Here is a 23,044-nt window from a genome sequence, read left to right as displayed (position 1 = left end):
GGGCGCCGTTGGTGGACTCCTGCGGCGGTCGCCACGGATGTCTCGTGCCACGATGCGCGGGTGAGCGACGCGCAGGTCTCGGACGATCCCGGTGGCACGCAGGCCACGACGGACGCCGCCGCCCCGCCGCCGGGGCGCCTGGTCCGCCACGGGGGGACAGCCCTCGCGCTCGGCGCGCTCGGCGTCGTCTTCGGCGACATCGGGACCAGCCCGCTGTACGCGCTGCAGACCGTGTTCAGCATCGACCACAACGAGGTGCAGCCGACCGCCGGCGACGTGCTCGGCGTGGTGTCGATGGTGTTCTGGTCCATCACCGTCGTGGTGTCGGTGAAGTACGTCGCGCTGATCATGCGCGCCGACAACGAGGGGGAGGGCGGCATCCTCGCCCTCGTCGCGCTGCTGCGGGAGCGCCTCGGCGACCCGCGGCGGCTCGCCGCGGCCACGCTGCTCGGGATCTTCGGCGCGGCGCTGTTCTACGGCGACAGCGTCATCACGCCGGCGATCTCCGTGATGTCCGCGATGGAGGGTCTCGCCGTGGCGGACCCGGGCCTGCAGCAGCTGGTGCTGCCGGTGTCCGTGGTGATCCTCACGCTGCTCTTCGTCGTGCAGCGGCGGGGGACCGAAACCGTCAGCCGGGCCTTCGCGCCCGTGATGGCCGCGTGGTTCGTCGTGCTGGCCGTGCTCGGGGTGCCGCAGATCGTGCGCAACCCCGGGGTGCTGCGTGCGCTCTCGCCGACCTACGCGCTGGCCTTCGTCGTCGACCGCCCGTTCGTCGCCTTCATCGCGCTCGGGGCGGTGGTGCTGACGATCACCGGCGCGGAGGCGCTGTACGCGGACATGGGCCACTTCGGGCCGCACGCGATCCGCCGCGCGTGGTACCTGGTCGTGTTTCCCGCGCTGATCCTCAACTACTTCGGCCAGGGCGCGATGATCCTGCGCGACCCGAGCACCACGGCCAACCCGTTCTTCCGCATGGCCCCGGGCTGGGCGACGCTGCCGCTCGTCGTGCTCGCAACCGTGGCGACCGTCATCGCGTCCCAGGCGGTGATCTCCGGCGCCTACTCGGTGTCCCGGCAGGCCGTGCGGCTGGGCCTGTTCCCCCGACTGGCGGTGCGCCACACCTCTCGGGAGGAGGGCGGCCAGATCTACGTGCCCGCGGTGAACTGGATCCTCTTCGTGGGCGTGCTCGTGCTGATCGGCGTGTTCCGCAGCTCGGCGCACCTGGCCACCGCCTACGGGCTGGCGGTGACCGGCACGCTGGTCCTCACCAGCCTGCTGTTCCTGCTGCTGGCCAAACGGGTGTGGGGTTGGGCGCCGTGGAAGGTGGTCGCCTACAGCGTCGTCGTCGGCGGCCTGGAGATCCTGTTCTTCGGCGCGAACCTGCTGAAGATCGTCAGCGGCGGGTGGCTGCCGCTGCTCATCGCCGGGGTCGTGGTCACCCTGATGACCACCTGGCGCACGGGCGCACGGACCCTCAACGAGCAGCGTGCCCGGCTGGAGGGACCCCTGGACGAGTTCGTCACCATGGTGCGCGAGAAGGGTGTCGCGCGCGTGCCGGGCTTCGCCGTGTTCCCGCACCCCAACAAGACGACGACGCCGCTGGCCCTGCGCTCGCACGTCACCTTCAACCACGTGCTGCACGAGCACGTCGCCATCGTGCAGATCGTCAACGAGAACGTGCCGCACATCCGGCACGCGGACCGCGTGCAGGTGGACGACCTGGGCTACGGCGACGACGGCATCGTGCACGTGACGGTGCGGGTCGGCTTCAACGACAGCCAGGACATCCCCCGGGGGCTGGCGCTGGCCATCGGGACGTCGCCCGAGCTGGACGTCGACATCGCCGATGCGCACTACTTCCTGTCCGTGCTGACCCTGCACGCCAGCGGGGCGCCGCGGATGACGGGCTGGCAGGAGCGGCTGTTCGTCTGGATGGCGCACAACGCCGCCAACCGCACGGAGGTGTTCCACCTGCCGCCCGACCGCACGGTGGTGATGGGGGCCAACCTGGGGCTGTGACGGACGGACCCGTCACCGCTGAGGCCGGCGGCTCTCGTCCTTCTCGCGGCCGACCTGGGGGAGCGCCCGGTCGGCGAGAGCACGCCGACGACGCCCGCGGTGAGGGTGAGCGCTGCGCCGATGAGGAACGTGCGCCTGGCGCCGCAGCTGTCGACGAAGCGGCCGATCAACGGCTGACCGATCGCGGTCGCCAGGTACAGCGCCGAGACCATCATCGGCGGCAGCAGCCGCCTGTCGAAGCGCTCCGCCTGCGGCGTCCGCCGCTCGGTGACGGTGACCATCAGTCCAGCAACCTCTCCAGCAGCGACATCGCGGCGATGATCGTCTGCCGCTCGGTCGCCACCCCCGAAAGGCAGCGCCTGCTCGAGTCGGCGTCCCGGTTCGCCGACGAGGTCTTCGCCCGCACCCTCGGCGGCCTCGACCCCTCGCAGCGCGAGGAGCTGCGCGGGCTGCTCGACCTCGTGCTGGCCCGTCCGCTCGACGAGGACGCGGGTGCGTGAGAGGACGGGCTGCGCCAGGGGATTCCGTCTCGACACCTGGACGTTTCGCTCAGCGGTGCACGGGGTGTCGTCGACGTGCGACGCGCCGGGCGGGTCGCCGGCGGATGATGCACCGATCGTCCCCGCAGGGTGCCCGTTTGATCGGCGTCGGGTGCGGGCCAGGCCAATCCGCGTCGTCGTTTCGTCCAGGTAGCTCGTCGGAAACCGCCTGTCATCGTCCCTCGGGCTCCATGTAGCGTCCCTGAGCACGGCGACGTTCCGCCGCCTGGTTCGATGACACGGAGCCCTTGTGGTCGAGGTGAACGAGCGCCCAGCGCCGGCACGACGGATCGAGCTCGGTACCCACGACGGTCCCGGCGGGTGCGTCGTCGTGTCCGGCGCCGGCGTGCGCCTGGACGCCGAGCTGTGCGGTCGGGCCGTCGTGACGATGCAGCTGGGGATCGTGGTGGACGGCGTCGACCTCGCGCTGGGCTCCGACGTCGTCGACGTTCGGCGGGAGCGCATCGAGGACTCCTGGATCGCCCGGTCCGGCAAGTCGACCGGCGTGCTCCCGATCCGGCAGGACCAGACCGAGATCCGGCTTCGGCATGCCGGCGGCCGCTCGTGGCAGATCGTCATTCGTTGCGCCGCCGACGGCATCGCGGTGCGGTACGCGATCGACGACCTCGAGGGTGTCGCGTGGCTCGAGGCTGACGGCACCGTGCTGCGGCCGCCGGCCGGTACGCGTGCGTGGGTGCAGGACTACCAGACGTGGTACGAGACGCCTCGGTACGGTGCGGACCTCGAGGCCCTGGAGCCCGGGGCGTACGGCCTTCCGGTCCTCCTGCGGCTGGGTCCGGCGTTGAGCACCGACTACCTGTTGCTCTCGGAGTCCGCGATCGACGGGCGCTACAGCGGCGCCCACGCGACGGTGGCTGCGGACGGGACGATCGGCCTGGTGCTCGCGGACGACAAGGTGGAGATCGCGCGTGGCGCCCTCACCCCATGGCGGGTGCTGCTCCTGGGCACGCTTGCGGCGGTCGTCGAGAGTCGCCTCGTCGATGAGCTCGCGCCGCCGCCGAGCGCCGCGCTGGAGGCGGCGGAGTGGGTCCGCCCGGGCCGAGCCGCCTGGTCCTGGTGGTCGGACTTCTACTCCGGCGCACAGCTGGACACCCAGCGCCACTTCGTGGACCGCGCCGCCGAGTTCGGGTGGGAGCACCTGCTCATCGACTGCGGGTGGGAAGAAACCTGGGTGCCCGACATCGTCGCGTACGCCAGCCACCGGGGCGTCCAGGTGCACCTCTGGACGGTCTGGCACGACCTCGACGGGCCGGAGAAGCTCGCCCGGCTCGCGCTGTGGCGGTCCTGGGGTGTCGCGGGCATCAAGGTCGACTTCATGGAGTCCGAGTCCAAGGACCGCTACCGCTGGTACGACACGATCCTCGCCGAGAGCGCGCGCCTCGGGCTGATGGTGAACTTCCATGGTTCGGTGATCCCCCGCGGGTGGGTCCGCACCTGGCCGCAGGTCGTCGGCTACGAGGCCGTCCGCGGCTCCGAGTACTACGTCTTCTACTCCGACGCCCCGCTCACCGCCGTCCACAACGTCGCGCTGCCGTTCACTCGGAACGTCCTGGGCGCCATGGACTTCACCCCGGTCGCCTGGAGCGCGAAGGACCGAACGACGAGCGACGGGCACGAGCTGGCGCAGGCCGTCGTCTTCGAGAGCGGCATCACGCACTTCGCCGACAGCGTCGACGTGTACGCGGCGTCGGTGCACGCCACGTCGCTCCTCAGCGAGCTCCCCGCGACGTGGGACGAGACGCGGCTGCTCGGCGGCTCGCCGGACACGGAGGCGGTCCTGGCCCGCCGCCACGGGGATCGCTGGTTCGTCGGCGCCGTCGCGGTCGGCCCGGCCCGCACGCTCCGCGTGCCGCTGGGACGCCTGGGCGACGGGCCATGGCAGGCATGGATCGTTGACGACGACCCTGCGGGCGGCCTGCGGGGTCGTGCCGAGGTGGTGCAGGGGAACCTGACGGTGGACGTCGCAGAGAACGGCGGATGTGCAGCGATCCTGGCCCCGCCGGCGTCCGACACCTTCAGGGCCCGCCGGCGGCCGGTGCTGGCGGCGCCCGTCGTCGAACCGGCGCGAGGCGGGCTCGACGACCGCGGCGAGGTCGTCCTCACCGTCTCGACGAAGGCCACGCTGCGCACCCCGCCCGGATGGTCGGCCGACGATCTCGGCGACGGACGTTGGCGGGTCACGGCTCCCGCACGGCGGAGGACCGGGGATCACGGCATCGTGACGGTCGAGGAGCCGGGCGAGGACGGCGTGCCGAACATCGCTCACGCCCGCCTCGTCGTTCCCCTGACCGCAGGTCGGCACGTCGTGTCGCGGCTGCCGATGCTGGGCTTCCGCAACGAGAGCGGCCCCGTCGAGCGCGACATGAGCAACGGCGGCGGGAACCCGCGCGACGGAGTCCCGATGCGGATCGCCTCGATCCCTGCCGCCGACGGATTCGGCGTGTCCACGCCGTCGGAGATCGTGCTCGCACTCGACGGGCACGCCACGCGCTTCACCGTCGACGTCGGGGTCGATGACGAGACACCGACCTCCGCCGCCTCGGCGGAGGTGCTCGGTGACGGACGGGCGCTCGTCCGGGTGTCGGTGAGCGGAGGCGCACCGGCGGTCCCGCTCGACGTGGACGTCACCGGGATCGACACGTTGACCCTGCGCACCCTTCCCGAGGACGTCGATGACTCGCCGGCGCACGTGGACTGGGCCAACGCCCGCGTCCTGGTGCCGACCTCAGGCCTGCACACCACCCCCCACCCCGGTCGATGACGACCGGAGCACACGAAAGGACCCCCATGCACAAGAGACGGTTGGGCGTCGTCGCCGCGGCGGCGGGCATCGCGCTGCTGGCAGCGTGCAGCAGTGGGAACGGGACGCCGACGAGCACCGCCGGAGCTACCACCGGCGCTGCGGCCACCACACCTGCCGCGCCGGTGACCATCACCTATGAGGTGTGGGCCGGTACCCAGACTCCTGCGATGAAGGAGATCGCAGCCGCGTTCACCAAGGAGAACCCGAACATCACCGTCAACGTCCAGGAGCTGCCGTGGCCCCAGTACTGGTCGACGTTGCAGACCGGTGCCCAGGGAGGGACCGCGCCGGACGCGTTCTGGATGCTCGCCCAGCAGATCCGTCCCTATGCCGCGGGCGGCCAGCTGCTGGACATCAGCGACGAGATCAAGGCCGAGAACGTCGACCTGTCGAAGTACCCGAAGGCCGTCATCGACCTGTACGACCAGGGGGACGGCAAGATCTACGGGCTTCCCAAGGACTTCGACACCAACGCCGTCTGGTACAACAAGGCGCTGTTCGACGCTGCCGGTGTCGCCTACCCCACGGCCGACTGGACCTGGGCTGACTTCCGTGCGACCGCCAAGGCCCTGACCAAGAAGGGCGTGTGGGGCACCGCGGCCCCGATCGACTACCAGAGCGGGTACTACAACACCATCTTCCAGGCCGGCGGTCGCGTGATCGCCGCGGACGGCAAGCACGCCGCGCTGGACACCCCCGAGGCGATCAAGGGCATTCAGTTCTGGACCGACATCATGAAGGACGGTTCGTCGCCCACCCTTCAGCAGATGTCCGACACCGAGGCTGAGACCATGTTCGAGCAGGGCAAGGTGGCCATGTACATGTCCGGCGCCTACTGGGCCCTGCAGCTGTACAACAACACCGCGCTGCGTCCGAACATCGGCGTCGCGCCCCTGCCTGTGGGACCTGCGGGCCGCGCCACCGTCTCCAGCGGCATCGAGAACGTGGGCTTCGCCGGGACCAAGCACCCGCAGGAGGTCAAGAAGTTCCTCCTGTTCGCCAGCGGTCAGGAGGCGGCGAACATCCAGGCGAAGAGCGGGGCCGTCCTGCCGGCCTACGCCGGGACCGAGCAGACCTGGATGAGCGCCATGCCCGACTTCAAGGACCTGCAGGTGTTCATCGACGCCAGCAAGTACGCCGTGCCGCTCCCCGTCCAGGGCAACGCGGCCGAGTGGCAGGGGCTGCAGACCCAGTACCTGACGCCGGCCTGGAACGGTCAGGTGCCCGTGGAGCAGGCTGCGAAGGACTACAGCGCGGCGATCGACAAGGTCCTGGCCGCAGGCTGATGTCGACGGCAACCCGGGTCCCGGTGCGGCGGCGCGTCCGCCGCACCGGGACCCCGACCCCCACGCGAAGGACGCGCCGCAGGACCGACTGGTGGGCCGTCCTCATGATCGCGCCGGCCACCCTCGGGCTGGCCGTGCTCTACCTCTGGCCCTTTCTCGAGACGTTCCTCAAGAGCTTCAAGGGCAACGCGCTGTTCGGCCCGTCGAAGTTCGTGGGCGTCCAGAACTACTCGAACCTCATCAGCAACGACGCGTTCTGGCACGCGCTGCGCAACTCGATGCTCTACACGGCCCTCGTCCTGCTCGGAGTACCGCTCGCAGTCGTGCTCGCCGCTCTCATCGAGCAGGTCACGCGCGGCCGCACCATCTACCAGGTGCTCTTCTTCCTGCCCGTGGTGACCCTTCCGGTGGCCATCGGGATGGTGTGGCGGCTCATCCTCAACGGCGACTTCGGCCTCCTGAACTGGGTGCTCTCGAGGTTCGGGATTCCCGGCGAGTACTGGGTGGCCGATGCCCGGTTCACCATCTGGGCCTTCGCCGCCGTCGGGATCTGGATGGGGCTCGGGATCAACTTGATCATTCTCGGAGCCGGCCTGCAGGGCATCTCGCCCGAGCTGTACGAGGCCTCGGCGCTGGACGGCGCGGGTCGAGCCCGCCAGTTCCGCTCGATCACCGTGCCGCTGCTGTCGCCCACGATCTTCTTCGTCGTCATCCTGACGGTCATCTCCGCCCTGCAGATGTTCGACCTCGTCTTCATCATGCTGGGGAGTGTGAACAACACGGCCATCGACGGCTCGAAGACGATCGTCTACCTGTTCTACGAGGCGGCATTCGTGCAGTTCAAGCAGGGCTACGCGGCCGCAATCGCCGTCGTCCTGCTCATGGTGATCATGGCGGCCACCGCGATCCAGTTCCGGCTGCAACGAAAGTGGGTCGTGGATGTCTGAGACCGAGATCGCCCGCCCGGCCTCGCGCCGAGGCGGCTCGCGGCGCGGCGAGATGGTGGTCCATGCGGTGCTCATCCTCGGTGCCGCGCTGATGATCGTGCCGTTCATCTGGCAGATCCTGACGTCGTTCAAGACCCCGAACGAGGTCGCGTCGCTGCCGCCGACCCTTCTGCCCACCGCGCCGACCGTGCATGCCTACGCGACGTTCTTCCAGACGGTGCCGTTCCTGCGACAGTTCATGGTGTCCGTGTCGTCACTGGTGATGCGGGTCGCCGGGCAGCTGTTCGTGGCGTCCCTGGCGGGGTATGCCTTCGCCCGGCTGCGATTTCCCGGGCGCGACCTGGTGTTCACGTTGTACCTGCTGATGCTGATGGTTCCCAGCCAGCTCTTCCTGCTCGGGCAGTTCGAGATCATGAAAGAGCTCGGACTGCTGAGCAAGCTACCGGCCCTGGCCATCCCCGGGATGTTCTCGGCCTTCGGGACGTTCCTCCTGCGGCAGGCATTTCGCGGCCTGCCCGCCGAGTTCGAGGAGGCCGCCAGGTTGGACGGTGCCAACACCTGGCAGGTCTTCTGGCACGTGATGCTCCCGATGGCCCGGCCGATGATCGCCGCACTGGCCGTGCTGACATCGCTGTACTCGTGGAACGACCTGCTCTGGCCGCTGATCGTGACCCCGACGGGGGCGAACCGGCCACTGACGGTGGGCCTGGCGGCCATGCAGGGGCAGTACGGAACGGACTACCCCACGCTCATGGCCGGCGCACTCGTCTGCCTGGCCCCGTTGGTGCTCGTCTTCCTGCTGCTACGCCGGCAGTTCTTCGCCGGGATCGCCAGCAGCGGACTGAAGGGATGAGTCGGTGAACGTCCTGGCGACTGAGCTGGTCCACCTCCGGCGTGGGGGGACGAGCGTCGTGGTAGACCTTCGCGGCGGGCGACTGCCGCGGATCCTGCACTGGGGTCCGGACCTGGGCGAGGCCACCACGGCGGACCTCGTCTCCCTGGCGTCCTCGGTCCAGCCGACCGTGGGCGACAGCGCCATCACCTACCCCCAGCCGATCCCCGTGGTCCCGCAGCTCGCCGAAGGATGGCTCGGCCGGCCGGGCATCGCGGGCAGCCGCCGGGGGAGGGACTTCGCCCCGCTCTTCCGCGACGCGCGCAGCGAGCTCTCCGAGACTGAGGGGCGCGCCCGGCTGCGCACCGAGGCGGTCGACGAGGTGGGCCTCCTGCGGATGGTGGTGGACCTCGAGCTGACGGACCAAGGCCTGTTGTGCCTGGGGGTCGAGCTCGTGAACGAGGGACAGGACGCGTTCCGTCTCGACGTGCTCGAACCGGCCGTGCCGATCCCCGACGAGGCCGCCGAGATCCTCGACTGGACCGGCAGATGGGCTCGGGAGCGGGTTCCCCAGCGGCACCCGCTCCCGGCAGGGGTGTGGCTGCGCGAGAGCCGGGGCGGCAAGCCCGGCCTCGACGGCTCGTCGTTGATGTGCGTCGGGGCGCCCGGGTTCGGTTTTCGGGCCGGCCGGGTGTGGGCCGTGCACCTGGCGTGGAGCGGCAACCAGGCCCTGGCCGCCGAGCTGACGCCAGCCGGGTCTCGCCTGCTGCGCGCCGGAGAGCTGATGCTGCCGGACGAGGTGGTGCTTGCTGCGGGGGAGCGATACCGCGGTCCCCGGCTCCTCGCGTCCTGGGGAGAGGGCCTCGACGCGCTCTCGGCGCGCTTCCACCGCTACCTGCGTGCACGGCCCGGGCACCCCGCGTCGCCCCGACCGGTGCTGGTGAACACCTGGGAGTCCGTCTACTTCCAGCAGTCGCTCGAGCCCCTGCTGAGGATGGCGGAGCGCAGCGCCGAGCTCGGGGCGGAGCGCTTCGTCCTCGACGACGGCTGGTTCCTGGGCCGCCGCGACGATCACACATCCCTCGGCGACTGGCTCGTCGACCCGGAGGTCTGGCCGCGGGGCCTCGCCCCGCTCTCCTCGCGGGTGCACGACCTCGGCATGCAGTTCGGCCTCTGGTTCGAGCCGGAGATGATCAGCCTCGACTCCGAGCTGGCCCGGGCGCACCCCGACTGGGTCTTCGACGCGGGCCACGGCCCCGGGCTGCCGTCGCGCCACCAGCACGTGCTGGACCTTGCCCATGCGGAGGCGTTCCGCCTGGTCCACGACCGCGTCACGCTTCTCGTCGACGAGCTGGGCATCGACTTCATCAAGTGGGACCACAACCGTTCGCTCACCGACGCGGGCCACTCGTTCGACGGGCGAGCCGGCGTGCGGGAGCAGACGCTGCGGGCCTACCGGATGATGGACGAGCTGAGGAGCAGGTTCCCTCGCCTGGAGATCGAGTCCTGCGCGAGCGGCGGTGGGCGGGCCGACCTCGGCGTGCTCGACCGCACCGACCGCGTGTGGCCGAGCGACTGCAACGACCCGCACGACAGGCTCGACATCCAACGGTGGACCGGGCTCTTGCTGCCGCCGGAGCTGATGGGCACCCACATCGGATCCGGTGAGGCGCACACCACCCATCGCCACGCCGGTCTGGACTTCCGCGCGGCGGTCGCCTTCTGGGGGAACCTCGGCGTGGAGCTCGACCTGACCGCGGTCGACGACGACACGTTCGAGCGGACGGCAGCGTGGGTCGCCGCGCACAAGGACTGGCGGGCCCTGCTCCACGCCGGCACGGTCGTCCACGCCGACACGACGCCGGAGGTGCGGCTCGAGGGTGTCGTGGCTCCCGACCAGGATCGCGCCCTCTACCACTTCGCCGTGCTCGACCGTCCCGCCGGCTGGCCACCGGCCAGGCTCCGGCTGCCCGGACTCGCCCCCGACCGGCGCTACGAGGTGGCCGAGCTCGCCGTCGGCGACCCCGTGCCGGAGGGGCAACGTCCGCCCTGGATGACCGCCGCGTTGGTCCAGACCGGCCGCGTGCTCGAGACCGTCGGCGTCGAAGCACCGTCCCTTGACGTGGACCATTCGGTGCTCCTGCAGGTCGCCGCGACGTCGTGAAGGAGCTCCAAGCATCGGACGTCGTTCAGCTGCGACACGTCGGCACCGAGCACGAGACCACCGCAACCATCTCGGCGCGTGCGGCCGCAGTCCGCAGCCTCACGGTGGACGGGATCGCCCTGGTCGAGCCGACCACCCGGGTGCCCGACCTCCCCGGGATGGCCGGCGCCGTCCTGGCCCCGTGGCCGAACCGCGTCGAGGACGGGACGTGGTGGTACGACGGGCAGCGCCTGCAGCTGCCGGTCAACGAGCCCGAGCTCGGCAACGCCATCCATGGCCTTCTCGCGCAGACCGACTTCGCCGTGCGCGCGCGCAGCGCATCGAGCGTGGAGCTGCGGACGACCATCGACCCGCAGCCCGGGTACCCGTTCGCGCTCGAGGTGCGCGTCGGGTACAGCCTGCATCCGGACGGGCTGAGCGCACGTGTCGACCTGGAGAACCGTGGGACACGCGCGGCGCCGGTGGCCGTCGGCGTGCACCCCTACCTCCGGCTGGGCGACACCCCGCTCGACGACCTGCGCGTGTCGATCGACGCCGATCGGGCGTGGCTGCTGGACGCGCGCAACCTTCCCGGCGTGCCACGCGATGTCCGCGGGGCCACCGAGGACGTCCGTGCCCCACATCCGGTCGACGACGTGCCGGCCCATGCCCTGTACCGGCGCATGGACATCGCGAGCCGCGGACTGGTCCACCGACTGTCGGCGGAAGACGGTCGTGCGGTCGAGCTCTGGGCGGATGCCACCCTGCCGTGGACCCAGTGGTACGTGGCCCCCGACCTGATGACGGACGACGGTCCCCGCCGCGCCGTTGCGGTCGAGCCGATGAGCGCGCCTCCGAACGCGCTCCGCAGCGGTGTGGACCTGTACCGCCTGCCTCCCAACGGCTCTCGAACCTGGAGGTGGGCGATCCGTCTGCGTCAGCCGGAGTCTCTCGCCCGGTAGTCCCGCGGGCTCATCGCGTGGTGGCGGCGGAACTGCCGCGAGAAGTAGAGGGGGTCGTCGTAGCCGACCTCCCGGGCGATCTCCGCGATCGTCGCGTTGCTGGTGTCGAGCAGCTGACGAGCTCGCGACATGCGCAGCGCCGTGTGGTGGGCCAGGACCCCGCCACCGGTCGCCTTCCTGAAGAGCGCCGTCAGGTGGGACGGAGACACGCCGACCAGGCGTGCCAGGTCCGGTACGGGCACTGACCCGTCGAGCCGGTCCGCGAGGTAGGTCATGGCCCGCTGGAGCGGGTCGCCGGGCGCCGGGAACACCTGGTCCACGCTGATCTGCGTCAGCAGCTTCCACGCGGCCCCAGCCGCCGCGACCAGGCGCGCGGGCGACTGGTCGCGTTCCAGGCCCGAGACGATCTCGTCGAGGAGGGCAACCGCACGCTCGATGCCCCGCACGGCCACGATCGGCTTGGCAGGCGACACGCCCATCGAGCCGGCGAGCTCGGCAACATCCGTGCCGCGCAGGTGGCACCACCAGATCGTCCAGGGCTGCCCGTCGCCGGCCCCGTACGAATGAGGCACGGAACGCGGGATGACGGCGGCCGATCGCGGCGCGACGCGGTGCACGGAGTCCCCGATCCGAATCCATCCGTTGCCCGAGGCGCAGACGATGACGATCGTCTCCGGGGCGCCGCGTGGGCGGCGCATCAAGTGGTCGCGGGCCTCCGGGTAGTAGCCCGCGTCGGTCACCACGAGTCGCCTCGTGACCGGGCGCTCCAACGCCTCCGCGACGGCGGGTCGCGGCACCACGACGAGCCGTTGGTTCCTGAATCCCTCCTGGATCGGCACGTCCTCATCCTGTCCGAGGACAGTCCGATCGTCCAGGTACTGCGGTCGTATCGCCATTCCCACCGGTCGGGTCCTCCGGTGGGATCAAGGGGTGGAACACGATCGGCTTCTCCTGCCAGACCCGCCCGCGCCGCTGGCCCGACAGCTCGCGAGCGGCGAGGCCATCGCATGGAGCCAGCCCGTCGTCATGCGCACCTACGAGCCCGCCGAGCCCGACCGATTCCCGATGTTCCTCGATCGGCGTGTCTACCAAGGGTCGAGCGGCCGGGTCTATCCGATGCCGTTCATCGACCGGGTCGCCACCGAGAGCCGGCCCCGGAGGTGGCAGGCGGTCCACCTCGAGAACCGCTGGATCCGGCTGATGGTGCTCCCCGAGCTCGGCGGCCGCATCCACGTCGGGCTCGACAAGACGGCGAGCTACGACTTCTTCTACCGCAACAACGTGATCAAGCCGGCGCTCGTCGGGCTCGCGGGTCCGTGGATCTCGGGTGGGGTCGAGTTCAACTGGCCGCAGCACCACCGCCCGGCAACCTTCCTGCCGGTCCAGACGGAGATCGAGGGGAGCCCTGACGGAACCGTCACGGTCTGGTGCTCCGACCACGACCCGTTCACGCGGATGAAGGGCATGCACGGGATCCGGCTGCGGCCCGATCGCGCCGTGGTCGAGGTCGTCGTCCGGCTTCACAACCGGACCAGCCAGGCGCAGACCTTCCTCTGGTGGGCCAATGTCGCCGCCCGCGTGCACGACGAGTACCAGTCCTTCTTCCCCACCGACGTCCGCTTCGTCGCGGACCACGCGCGTCGGGCGATCACGGCCTTTCCCGAGGCGGATCGTCCTTACTACGGCGTCGACTACCCGGCGCGGGCGGCGGATGGGCGCGACCGGCTGGACTTCTACCGGAACATCCCGGTTCCGACGTCGTACATGGTCACCGACTCCGTCGACGACTTCTTCGGCGGCTACGACCATCGGGCGCGGGCGGGATTCGTCCACGTCGCCGACCACCGGATCGCCCCGGGGAAGAAGCAGTGGACCTGGGGGGATGCGGCCTTCGGCCATGCCTGGGACCGGCTGCTCACCGACGGCGACGGTCCGTACGTGGAGCTCATGGCCGGTGTGTACACGGACAACCAACCGGACTTCGCGTGGCTCGAACCGGGCGAGACCAAGACGTTCACCCAGACGTGGTACCCGATCCAGGAGATCGGACCGGCCCAGCAGGCGAACCAGGACGCCGCCGTCCGGCTGGACGTGGTCGGCGACTCGGTGCGCGTGGGGCTGTGCGTGACGTCGGATCGGCCGGGATCGACGGTCCGCGTGGCCGTCGGCCCGCGAGTCGTCCTGGATCGCCGGGTCGACCTCGCGCCCGGCAAGCCGTTCCTCATGAACGTCCCCGCGCACGGGGCGGCGGCCGAGGAGGTGGAGGTGCTCGTTGTGCAGGCGGGCACCGAGATCATCCGATGGCGTCCCCGCCCCGTGTCGCGGGGCGCCGAACCCTGGGTCGCCGTCGAGCCGGCGGCGCCGGAGGACATGTCGACGGTGGAGGAGCTCTATCTGACGGGCATTCATCTCGCTCAGTACCGTCATCCGACCCGCTCACCCCTGCCCTACTGGAACGAGGCTCTGCGCCGCGACCCCGGTGACGCCCGAACCCACATCGCCCTCGCCGACGATCGCCTGCGTCGGGCCGACGTCGAGGGCGCGGAAGAGCATGCCCGCCGGGCCATCGCGCGCCTGACGAGGCGCAACGGCAATCCGCGAGACGGCGAGGCCTCGTACCTCCTGGGACTCGCGCTCGTCAGGCAGGGGCGGAGCGAGGAGGCCTACGACGCCCTGGCGAAGTCGGCGTGGGACGGACGCTGGAGCGGCCCGGCGAGTCTCGAGCTCGCGCGCATCGACGCCCGGGCCGGTCGGTGGGCCGAGGCGGCGGCCCGAGCCGACGCGGCGTTGCGTGGCTGCCCCGAGGACTCGCGTGCCGAGACCGTGCGCGTCGTTGCGCTCCGTCACCTTGGACGTGTCCCCGAGGCGGACGACGTGCTGACGGCATGGCTGACCCGTGACCGCCTCGACCAGGTAGGACGCGAGCTCGCAGGTTTCGCGCGGAGCGGCGATGGCCGGACCTTGATCGATGTCGCGTCCGAGCTTGCCTCGGCTGGAGCGTTGGAGAACGCCGAGAGCGTGCTGGCCGATGCTGAGCAGGCCGAGCCCACCGCCGCCGGGGAGCTTCGCCCGCTGGCTGCCTATCACCGGGCCGTCGTGCTCGAGGCGCTCGGCGACCACGCCAAGGCTGCCGACGCGCGTCGCCGGGCGCGCGCGATGGACGACACCTGGTGCTTCCCGGCCGGTCACGCAGACCATGACGCGCTCCGCGCCGCACTCAGGGCCGACCAGCGTGACGACAGGGCAGCGTCCCTGCTGGGGATGCTGCTGTACGACGCCGGCCGGCAACGGGAGGCCCTCGAGCTGTGGCTCGCCGCGATCGCCCGCGGCGCCCGGGACTCCGTGATCATGCGGAACGCCGCGATCGCGCTGGTCAACCTGGACGGGGAGGACGAGCGCGCTCTGGAGCTGTACGACCGAGCCATCGCGCTCGATACGAACGCACGCCTCCTGTACGAGAGGGACCAGCTGCTGGCGCGCATGGGCGCGGGTGCATCCGTCCGCGTCACCCTGCTGGACCAGGCCCGCCCCGAGGTGCTCCGGCGGGACGACCTGACCGCGGTCTACTGCGAGGAGCTCGTCAAGGTCGGCCGTGCCGTCGAGGCGCTCGCCATCCTCGAGTCCCGGCAGTTCGCGCCCTGGGAAGGCGGCGAAGGCGCGGTCATCTCCGTGTGGGAGTCGACGACGACGACACTGGCGGCACTCGCGCAGGGGCGGGGCGATCTCGAGGGGGCCGCGGGCTTCCTCCGCCGTGCCATCGAGATCCCGGAGAACCTCGGTGAGGCCCGCCATCCGCTGACGGACACGCGGCAGCTGCACGAGCGTCTTGCGTGCGTCCTTGACCGCCTCGGCGCGAACGAGGAAGCGGTCGCCGTTCGCTCGCGGGCCGTCACGAGCGACGCTGAGCCCGCGGGAGCGGTCACCGACGGATCCCCGATCGACTACTTCGCGACGTCCTTGCCGGATCTGCTGCTGTTCCACCGGGACGAGCAGCCGGCGCCGAAGCCGACGAGCTGACGACCGACCGACGCCCATCGACCGGCACCTGGGGCGGGCGGCGCCGCGCATCCTGACAACGCGCCGCTTGACACCCGTGCTTAGTTCGGACTAAAAAATAACTTGTGAACGAACGCGGCGCAGCGCAGCGCAAGGCATCCGTCCGCGACGTGCGGCGTGCGAACCGGGCCCTCCTGCTTCGCCACCTGCTCTTCAGCGGTGAGACGAGCCGGGCGTCCCTCGGCGAGGAGACCTCGCTGTCGCCGGCCACCGTGACGACCCTCGTGGGGGAGCTGATCGCCGAGGGGACGGTCGTCGAGCGCGGCCAGTCCGACTCGCCCGGCGGCCGCCCGCGGACGCTGCTGGCGGTCAACCCGGAGGCGGCCGTGGTCTTCGGTGCGGACGTCGGTGAGAACCGGGTCAGCGTGCAGGCGTTCGACCTGACGATGCGCCGGTTGGCGTCGCGCGAGTACCAGTTCGCGGGCCGGCGGATCGCGCCGGCCCACGTGACCAAGCTCGTCGACGAGTACGTCACGTCGATGCGGGCCGAGCTCGGGCCGCGGGGCGATGGGTCCGAGCGACGGGTGCTCGGGCTGGGGCTCGGCGTCCCCGGCATCGTCGAGCACCCCGAGAGCGCGGCCGGCGCTCCCGATCCGGCGGTCGAGCCGATCGTGCACGCGCAGGTGGTCGGGTGGGAGACGGAGACGTTCGCGCCCCTGGCGCGCCGCCTCGGGTTCCCCGTGCTGATCGACAACGGTGCGAAGACGACGACGCAGGCCGAGTCGTGGTTCGGCTCGGCGAAGGGCGTCGAGCACGGGGTCGTGGTCTTCATCGGCGACGGAGCGGGCGCCGGGATCATCACCAACGGCCGGCTCTACCGCGGCTCGAGCAGCTCCGCCGGCGAGTGGGGCCACACCAAGATCAGCCTCGACGGGGTGCGGTGCCGGTGCGGCTCGCAGGGCTGTGTCGAGACCTTCGTCGGCGCGTCCGCCGTCCTGGAGCGCTGGCGCGGGCGGGACGAAGCCTGGCGAGGGCGCGAGTCGACGGGTGTCGACGAGCTCTTCGCGGCCTACCGCAACGGCGAGGAGAGCGCGCGGTCGGCGCTGCACGGCCTCGTCGACCACCTCGGCCTGGCGCTGGCGAACCTCGTCAACCTCTACAACCCGCAGCAGGTCGTCGTCGCCGGCTGGTTCGGCGACCGGATCGTCAGCGAGTTCCTCGCCGACCTGCGTGCCGCGGTCCGCCGTTACTCGCTGCCGCAGCCCGGTGCCGAGGTCGTCGTCGAGCGCTCGACCCTCGGCCCGGAGATCGCCGCCCTCGGCGCCGCGACCCTGCCGCTGGACCACTTCATCGAGCACGGCTGGGGCCTCTAGCCCCAGCCACGCGCCACCGTCCGAACAGTTCCTCCGCCCCCACAGAAAGGAATCGCAACGATGCGATCTCGCCTCGCCGCGGCCACCCTCGCCGCCATCGCGATCGCCGCCCTCGCCGCCTGCAGCAGCGCCGGCGGCACGCAGCCGCCCTCCACGACGGCCGGAGCCGGCGCCCCTGCCGCCACCACGGCGGCCGCCGGCGGTCCGGCGGTCACCATCGCGTTCCTCATGCCGTGCTCCACCTGCGCCGACCGGTTCGAGGGCAAGGACAAGCCGTACTTCACGGACGCCGTCAAGGCGCTCGACCCGAACGCGACGGTCATCGCCAACAACGCCCAGGGTTCGGCCGACACCCAGCTGCAGCAGGCCGAGTCGGCGCTGACCAACGGCGCCAAGGTCATCGTCATCAGCCCCTACACCGCGCAGGCCGGCGCGTCGATCGTGGAGAAGGCGCACGCCGACGGTGCGAAGGTGCTCGCCTACGACGGCAACATCGAAGGCGCCGTGCCCGACGGCTACATCTCGTTCGAGAACGAGACGGTCGGCGAGATGCAGGGCCAGTACCTGCTGGACAACCTCAAGGACGGCTCGACGGTCGTCATGATCAACGGCGACACCACCTCGGCGCCCGGTGCGGCGTTCAAGGCGGGCGCGCACAAGGTCCTCGACCCCGCGTTCGCCTCCGGCAAGCTCAAGCTCGGCTACGAGTCGGACACCGCCGGCTTCGACCCGGCGACCGGGCAGCGGTCGATGGAGCAGGCCCTGACCAAGCTGAACGACAAGGTCGACGGTGTGCTGGCACCGAACGACGGGCTCGCCACCGCGGTGATCACGGCCCTGACCGCCCGTCAGCTCAACGGGAAGGTCCTGGTCACCGGCCAGGACGCCACCGATGCGGGCCTGACGAGCATCATCCTGGGCGACCAGTCGATGACCGTCTACAAGTCGATCCACGACGAGGCGACGACGGCCGCCAAGCTGGCGCTGGCCCTGGCCACGGGTGACGACGCCACGTTCAAGGCGACGGCGACCCAGTCGGTCAACAACGGCTCGGGTGACATCCCCTCCGTGCTGCTCAAGCCGGTGGCGGTCACGCTGAAGAACATCGCGGACACGGTCATCAAGGACGGGTTCACGACGAAGGCGAAGATCTGCGTCGACGCTGCGGCGAGCAAGTGCCCGCTGTGACGAGGACCGCGCTGCAGGACGGGTCGGGAGCGACGACCCGGCCCGTCCTGCAGATGCGGGGCATCGGCAAGCGCTACGGGCACGTGGTCGCCCTCGACGGCGTCGACCTCGACGTGAACGCGGGGGAGGTCGTCGCGCTCGTCGGCGACAACGGCGCCGGCAAGTCGACGCTCGTCAAGGCGATCGCCGGCACGCACCGCATCGACGAGGGCACGGTCCTCGTCGACGGTCAACCGGCGGAGCTCGGCTCGCCCGCCGCGGCCACCCGGCTGGGCATCGAGACCGTCTACCAGGACCTCGCGCTCTGCGACAACCTCGACGTGGTCGCCAACCTCTACCTCGGCCGCGAGGTGCGGCGCTCGCGGACCCCGTTCCTCAACCGCGAGGAGATGGAGCGTGACGCCGCTGCCGTGATCGCGGACCTGGCGGCCCACCTGCCCCGGCTCGACGCCCCGGTCGCGGCCCTGTCCGGCGGCCAGCGCCAGGCGGTCGCGGTCAGCCGCGCCGCGCTGTGGGGATCACGCATCGTGCTGCTCGACGAGCCGACCGCGGCCCTGGGCGTGGCACAGACGGCGATGGTCTACCGGCTGGTGCGCAGCCTGCGGGAGCGCGGCCTGGGCGTGGTCGTCATCTCCCACAACATGGCCGACGTCTTCGCGGTGGCCGACCGGATCTGCGTCCTGCGGCTGGGGCGCAACGCCGGCACTTTCCTGACGTCCGAGACGACCCCCGACCAGGTGGTGGCCGCCATCACCGGCAGCGCCGAGGTCGGCCCCCGGAAGGACTCGTGATGACCACCACCAGCCCAGCGGCCGCGACCGCCCCGCCGTCACCCGACCGTGACCGCGGCCGCGCCGCGGTGCGCGCCCCGCACCTGACCGGACCGGTCCTGGTCCTCCTCGGCATGGCGGCTGTCTGGGGCGTCTTCCAGCTGCTCAACCCGCACTTCCTCACCGCGCGGAACCTGTCGAACCTCGTGCTGCAGATCGGCGTGCTCGGCACGCTGTCGATCGGCATGGTGATCGTCCTCGTCCTGGGCGAGATCGACCTGTCGGTGGGTGCCATCGCCGGTGTCAGCGCCGGGGTCGTGGCACTGACGATCCGCGACGGGCACCTGCCGGGACTGGCCGCGATCGGGCTGGCCCTGCTCATCGGATGCCTCATCGGCCTCGTCCACGGCACGGTCATCACCGCGTTCGGCATCCCGTCCTTCATCGTCACGCTGGCCGGCCTGCTCGTCTGGCAGGGCGTGCAGCTGCTCGTCGTCGGCGCCGGAGGCGAGATCGCGATCCGTGACCCGCTCGTCAAGGCGATCGCCTCCACCTACCTGCCGCCCGCCTGGGGCTGGGCGCTGGCGGGGGTCGGGATCCTCGCCGCGGCGGCGGTCGTCGGGGGCAACCGGCGCCGTCGCCGGCGCTACGGGCTGGCCGGTGCGTCGGTGCGCAGCGGCGTCACCACGCTGGCAGTCGTCGCCGTGGTGGCCCTCGGCGGTGCGGCGCTGCTGAACTCGTACTTCGGCGTGCCGTGGATGCTCGTCATCCTCGTCGTGCTGCTGGCCGCCGGCACCGTCCTGATGCGGCAGACGACCTTCGGGCAGCACGTCTACGCGATCGGCGGCAACCGCGAGGCCGCCCGACGAGCCGGCATCGGGGTCCGCAGGACCACGATCGTCGTCTTCGTCATCGTCTCGGCGCTGGCGGCCCTGGCCGGGGTGCTGGAGGCGTCGCGGCAGTTCTCCGCCTCCAGCGCCCTGGGTGGCGGCACCCTGCAGCTCAACGCGATCGCCGCGGCCGTGATCGGCGGCACCAGCCTGTTCGGTGGGCGGGGCCGGATCTACCAGGCGCTGCTGGGCGCGCTGGTCGTCGGATCGGTGCAGAACGGCCTGGACCTGCTCGGCCAGCCGGCGGCGATCAAGAACATCTCCACGGGCGTGATCCTCGTGATCGCCGTCGTCGTGGACGCGATCGGGCGTCGCCGACGCCTCGACCGCGGTGCCTTCGACTGAGCCCGAACTCCGACGCGACTTGGACCTGACATGACCACGAACGCCTTCCCCGACGGCTTCCTGTGGGGAACCGCGACCGCCGCCTACCAGATCGAAGGGGCCGTCGACGACGACGGACGCACGCCGTCCATCTGGGACACGTTCTCGCACACGCCCGGCGCCACCGTGCGCGGTGACACGGGCGACATCGCCTGCGACCACTACCACCGCTGGCGCGACGACGTCGACCTGCTGGAGGACCTGGGCGTCAACGCCTATCGGTTCTCGATCGCCTGGCCACGCGTGGTCCCGGAGCTCGGTGGGAACGTCAACCCGAAGGGGCTGGACTTCTACGAACGGATCGTCGACGAGCTGCTGGCTCGCGCCATCACGCCGGTGGTGACGCTGTACCACTGGGACCTGCCGCAGTACCTGCAGGACCTCGGCGGCTGGGCGAACCGTGACACCGCCCACCGGTACGGCGACTACGTCGCCGCGGTCGCGGAACGCCTGGGCGACCGCGTGCCGTACTGGCTGACCCTCAACGAGCCGTACTGCTCCGCCTTCGTCGGGCACGCCCTCGGCCAGCACGCGCCCGGGATGCGGGACGAGGCGACCGCCGTCCGGGCCGTCCACCACCTCCTGCTCGCCCACGGCATCGGGGCGCAACGGCTGCGGGAGCAGGCCGTCGCCGGCCACGTGGGGATCACCTGCAACCTGACCGCGCCCTACCCGGCCTCCGCCACCGCCGAGGACCAGGCGGCCGCGCGCCGACTCGACCTCGTCGAGAACCGGATGTTCCTCGACCCGCTGTTCACCGGCGCCTACCCGCCGGACGCGGCCGCGTACTTCCGGGACGTCACGGACTTCGGCTTCGTCCGCGACGGCGACCTGGCCACGATCGCGGCGCCGCTGGACTTCTTCGGCATCAACTACTACGAGCAGCACGCGGTGCTGGCGGACCCCGACGACCCGGTCCGCGGCTGGCGGCGCGTCCCGGACCCCGACCCGACGATCGTCGGCATCGGGGTGCACCCCGAGGGCCTGCGCACCGTGCTCACCCGGGTCGCCCGCGACTACACCTCGGTGCCGCTCGTCGTCACCGAGACCGGCATCGCCCTGCACGACTACGTCGACCCCGAGGGCCGTGTCCACGACGCCGAGCGCATCGCGTTCTACGAGTCCCACATCCGCGCCGCACGGCAGGCGATCGACGACGGCGTCCCGCTCGTCGGCTTCTTCCCCTGGTCGCTGCTCGACGACTTCGAGTGGTCGTGGGGCTACGGCTACCGCTACGGCATGCACTACGTCGACTACGCCACCCAGGCCCGCATCCCCAAGGACAGCGCACGCTGGTTCGCCACGGTCACACGGGCCAACGGGCTCTAGTCGGTCGGACCCACCGCGGCCGCTGAGCCGTCGCCCTGCTCGGGGCGGAGGTGGTACGCCGCGAGCGTCCGGACGGCGCACCGGTCCACCTTGCCGCTCGCGGTGCGTGGGAGGGCGGCCAGGGCGACGACCGCCTTCGGCAGCTTGTAGCGGGCGAGCTGCGGGGACGCGAGCGCCCTGACCTCCTCGAGCGACGGCGCCGTCGCTGGGTCGCACTCGAGCACGGCGACGACGATCTCGCCCCAGGTCGGGTCCGGGGCGCCCACCACGACGAGGTCGGCGACGTCCAGCCCGGCGATCGCGGCCGCGACCTCGTCGGGCAGCACCTTCTCGCCGCCGGTGTTGATCACGTCGCTCATGCGCCCGACGACGTCCAGGCACCCGTCGTCGGCACGCACGGCGAGGTCCCCGGTGCGCAGCCAGCCGTCCGCGAGCGCCGCCGCGGTGGCCTGCGGGTCGCGCCAGTAGCCGCGCGTCACCTGTGGTCCGCGGACGCGGATCTCGCCGCGGCGTCCGGCGCCTGTGACGACCTCGCCGGACGCGGTGTCGACGAGCTGCAGCTCGAGGTAGGGCAGCGGGGTGCCGATCGAGCACGTGGGCGATCCGCCGCGGGCCTGGCGCTGGAGCGTCCCGGAGGGAGCGACCTCCGTCATCCCCCAGGAGGGGTACAGCGTGGCGCCCTGCCGGGCGTAGGCCTCGACGAGCTGCGTCGCGACCGGTGCACCGCCGACGAGGGCGACCCGGAGGTGGGAGAGGTCGGTCTGCCCGAACTCGGGGCACCGGGCGATCGCGGCATACATGGCGGGCACCCCGAACACGCTCGTGATGCCCCCGACGGCCAGGTCCGTCAGCGTCCGTTCGGCGCAGAAGGTGGATCGCACCACGGCGGTGCCACCGCGGCGCAGCGTGCTCAGGGTGAAGGTGTTGAGGCCGCCGATGTGGAACATCGGGGCGACGGCGAGGGTGACGTCGTCCGCCCTCAGGTCGAGGCACTCCTCGAGGTTGCGGGAGCTCCACCACAGGTTGGCGTGGCTGAGCATGACGGCCCGGGGGCGACCCGTGGAACCCGACGTGAACATGAGGACGGCCAGGTCGTCCGGGTCGGGGGAGACGGCGGGCTCGTCGTCCGCGGGTCGCAGCGCGGCCGTCGGCCAGTCGAGCCGGGCGGGGGCGCAGGCCGCCAGGTCCGGGTCCACCGGCCCCGTCGCGGGGTGCACCACCACCGCTCGCGGTTCGACGAGGTCCAGCGCCGCGGCCAGCTCCGGGCCGGTGGCGCGGAAGTTGAGGGGGACGAACACGGCGCCGGCGAGGTGGGTGGCGAGCAGCGTGACCAGGAGCCCGGGGTCGTTGCGACCGGACCAGCACACGCGGTCGCCGCGCCGGGTGCCCTGCTCGCGCAGGGTGGTGGCCAGCGCCGTCGCGAGGCGCCACACCGTGCCGGCGTCGAGCACCGCGTCCGCGTCGTCGCGGATCACGGGATCGTCGGGACGGTCCTGGGCCCGGCGTCCGAGCGCCGAGACCAGAGACAGGTCGGTGGGGGACATCATCGCGTCACGGGTGAG

At 71.4% G+C, this 23,044-nt stretch carries 16 protein-coding genes; 14 read left to right on the top strand and 2 right to left on the bottom strand.

The genetic code is table 11. The annotated features are described in order from the left end of the window. Positions 1-60: 60 nt before the first annotated feature. The 8 genes from BGO37_RS16750 (at position 61) to BGO37_RS16715 (ending at position 11,552) form a co-directional block, all read left to right on the top strand. On the top strand, positions 61-2,019 hold the full coding sequence (locus BGO37_RS16750; RefSeq protein WP_291756789.1) for a potassium transporter Kup: 1,959 nt from the start codon (positions 61-63) through the stop codon (positions 2,017-2,019). A gap of 317 nt (positions 2,020-2,336) precedes the next feature. Next, on the top strand, positions 2,337-2,519 hold the full coding sequence (locus tag BGO37_RS16745; RefSeq protein ID WP_291756786.1) for a hypothetical protein: 183 nt from the start codon (positions 2,337-2,339) through the stop codon (positions 2,517-2,519). Positions 2,520-2,817: 298 nt separating this feature from the next. After that, entirely contained in the window at positions 2,818-5,340 is a 2,523-nt protein-coding gene (locus tag BGO37_RS16740; protein WP_291756784.1) for a glycoside hydrolase family 97 catalytic domain-containing protein, read from the top strand. Between the two features lie 26 nt (positions 5,341-5,366). Further along, complete coding sequence (locus tag BGO37_RS16735) at positions 5,367-6,668, top strand: sugar ABC transporter substrate-binding protein (protein ID WP_291756783.1); 1,302 nt, start codon at positions 5,367-5,369, stop codon at positions 6,666-6,668. A 104-nt stretch (positions 6,669-6,772) separates the two neighbouring features. Continuing rightward, on the top strand, positions 6,773-7,615 hold the full coding sequence (locus tag BGO37_RS16730) for a carbohydrate ABC transporter permease (protein WP_291756782.1): 843 nt from the start codon (positions 6,773-6,775) through the stop codon (positions 7,613-7,615). Then, positions 7,608-8,468: a carbohydrate ABC transporter permease gene (locus tag BGO37_RS16725; RefSeq protein ID WP_291756780.1), complete on the top strand. Its 861-nt coding sequence runs from the start codon at positions 7,608-7,610 to the stop codon at positions 8,466-8,468. The genes BGO37_RS16730 and BGO37_RS16725 overlap by 8 nt, the downstream gene beginning before the upstream one ends. 4 nt (positions 8,469-8,472) lie before the next feature. Continuing rightward, positions 8,473-10,611, top strand: a complete 2,139-nt coding sequence (locus BGO37_RS16720) for an alpha-galactosidase (RefSeq protein WP_291756778.1) — start codon at positions 8,473-8,475, stop codon at positions 10,609-10,611. Next, positions 10,608-11,552 carry an aldose epimerase gene (locus BGO37_RS16715; RefSeq protein WP_291756777.1) on the top strand — a complete coding sequence of 315 codons (945 nt, stop codon included), beginning with the start codon at positions 10,608-10,610 and terminating at the stop codon, positions 11,550-11,552. Before BGO37_RS16720 ends, BGO37_RS16715 begins: the two co-directional genes overlap by 4 nt. Here the strand turns inward: BGO37_RS16715 and BGO37_RS16710 are convergent. Continuing rightward, the gene (locus BGO37_RS16710) at positions 11,528-12,391 is read right to left on the bottom strand and encodes a helix-turn-helix domain-containing protein (protein ID WP_291756776.1); all 864 of its coding nucleotides are present in this window, start codon (positions 12,389-12,391) and stop codon (positions 11,528-11,530) included. The genes BGO37_RS16715 and BGO37_RS16710 overlap by 25 nt on opposite strands. Before the next feature lie 91 nt (positions 12,392-12,482). Between BGO37_RS16710 and BGO37_RS16705 the strand changes: the two genes are divergently transcribed. From BGO37_RS16705 to BGO37_RS16680, 6 genes are all read left to right on the top strand, one after another. Then, positions 12,483-15,569, top strand: a complete 3,087-nt coding sequence (locus BGO37_RS16705) for a DUF5107 domain-containing protein (protein ID WP_291756775.1) — start codon at positions 12,483-12,485, stop codon at positions 15,567-15,569. 104 nt (positions 15,570-15,673) lie between these two features. Beyond that, positions 15,674-16,921, top strand: a complete 1,248-nt coding sequence (locus tag BGO37_RS16700; protein WP_291756772.1) for an ROK family transcriptional regulator — start codon at positions 15,674-15,676, stop codon at positions 16,919-16,921. A gap of 60 nt (positions 16,922-16,981) precedes the next feature. Then, positions 16,982-18,109, top strand: a complete 1,128-nt coding sequence (locus BGO37_RS16695; RefSeq protein WP_291756771.1) for a substrate-binding domain-containing protein — start codon at positions 16,982-16,984, stop codon at positions 18,107-18,109. Continuing rightward, entirely contained in the window at positions 18,106-18,900 is a 795-nt protein-coding gene (locus tag BGO37_RS16690; protein ID WP_291756769.1) for an ATP-binding cassette domain-containing protein, read from the top strand. The genes BGO37_RS16695 and BGO37_RS16690 overlap by 4 nt, the downstream gene beginning before the upstream one ends. Further along, positions 18,900-20,114 carry an ABC transporter permease gene (locus tag BGO37_RS16685; protein WP_291756768.1) on the top strand — a complete coding sequence of 405 codons (1,215 nt, stop codon included), beginning with the start codon at positions 18,900-18,902 and terminating at the stop codon, positions 20,112-20,114. Before BGO37_RS16690 ends, BGO37_RS16685 begins: the two co-directional genes overlap by 1 nt. Before the next feature lie 30 nt (positions 20,115-20,144). Further along, positions 20,145-21,482: a GH1 family beta-glucosidase gene (locus tag BGO37_RS16680; RefSeq protein ID WP_291756766.1), complete on the top strand. Its 1,338-nt coding sequence runs from the start codon at positions 20,145-20,147 to the stop codon at positions 21,480-21,482. Here BGO37_RS16680 and BGO37_RS16675 read toward each other — a convergent pair. Next, entirely contained in the window at positions 21,479-23,029 is a 1,551-nt protein-coding gene (locus BGO37_RS16675) for a class I adenylate-forming enzyme family protein (protein WP_291756765.1), read from the bottom strand. The genes BGO37_RS16680 and BGO37_RS16675 overlap by 4 nt on opposite strands. Positions 23,030-23,044: the final 15 nt, after the last annotated feature.

It is taken from the genome of Cellulomonas sp. 73-92, assembly GCF_001898175.1.
Taxonomy (GTDB): domain Bacteria; phylum Actinomycetota; class Actinomycetes; order Actinomycetales; family Cellulomonadaceae; genus Cellulomonas.
Note: the sequence above shows the minus strand (reverse complement) of the source record. Positions and strands in the feature narration are given on the sequence as shown.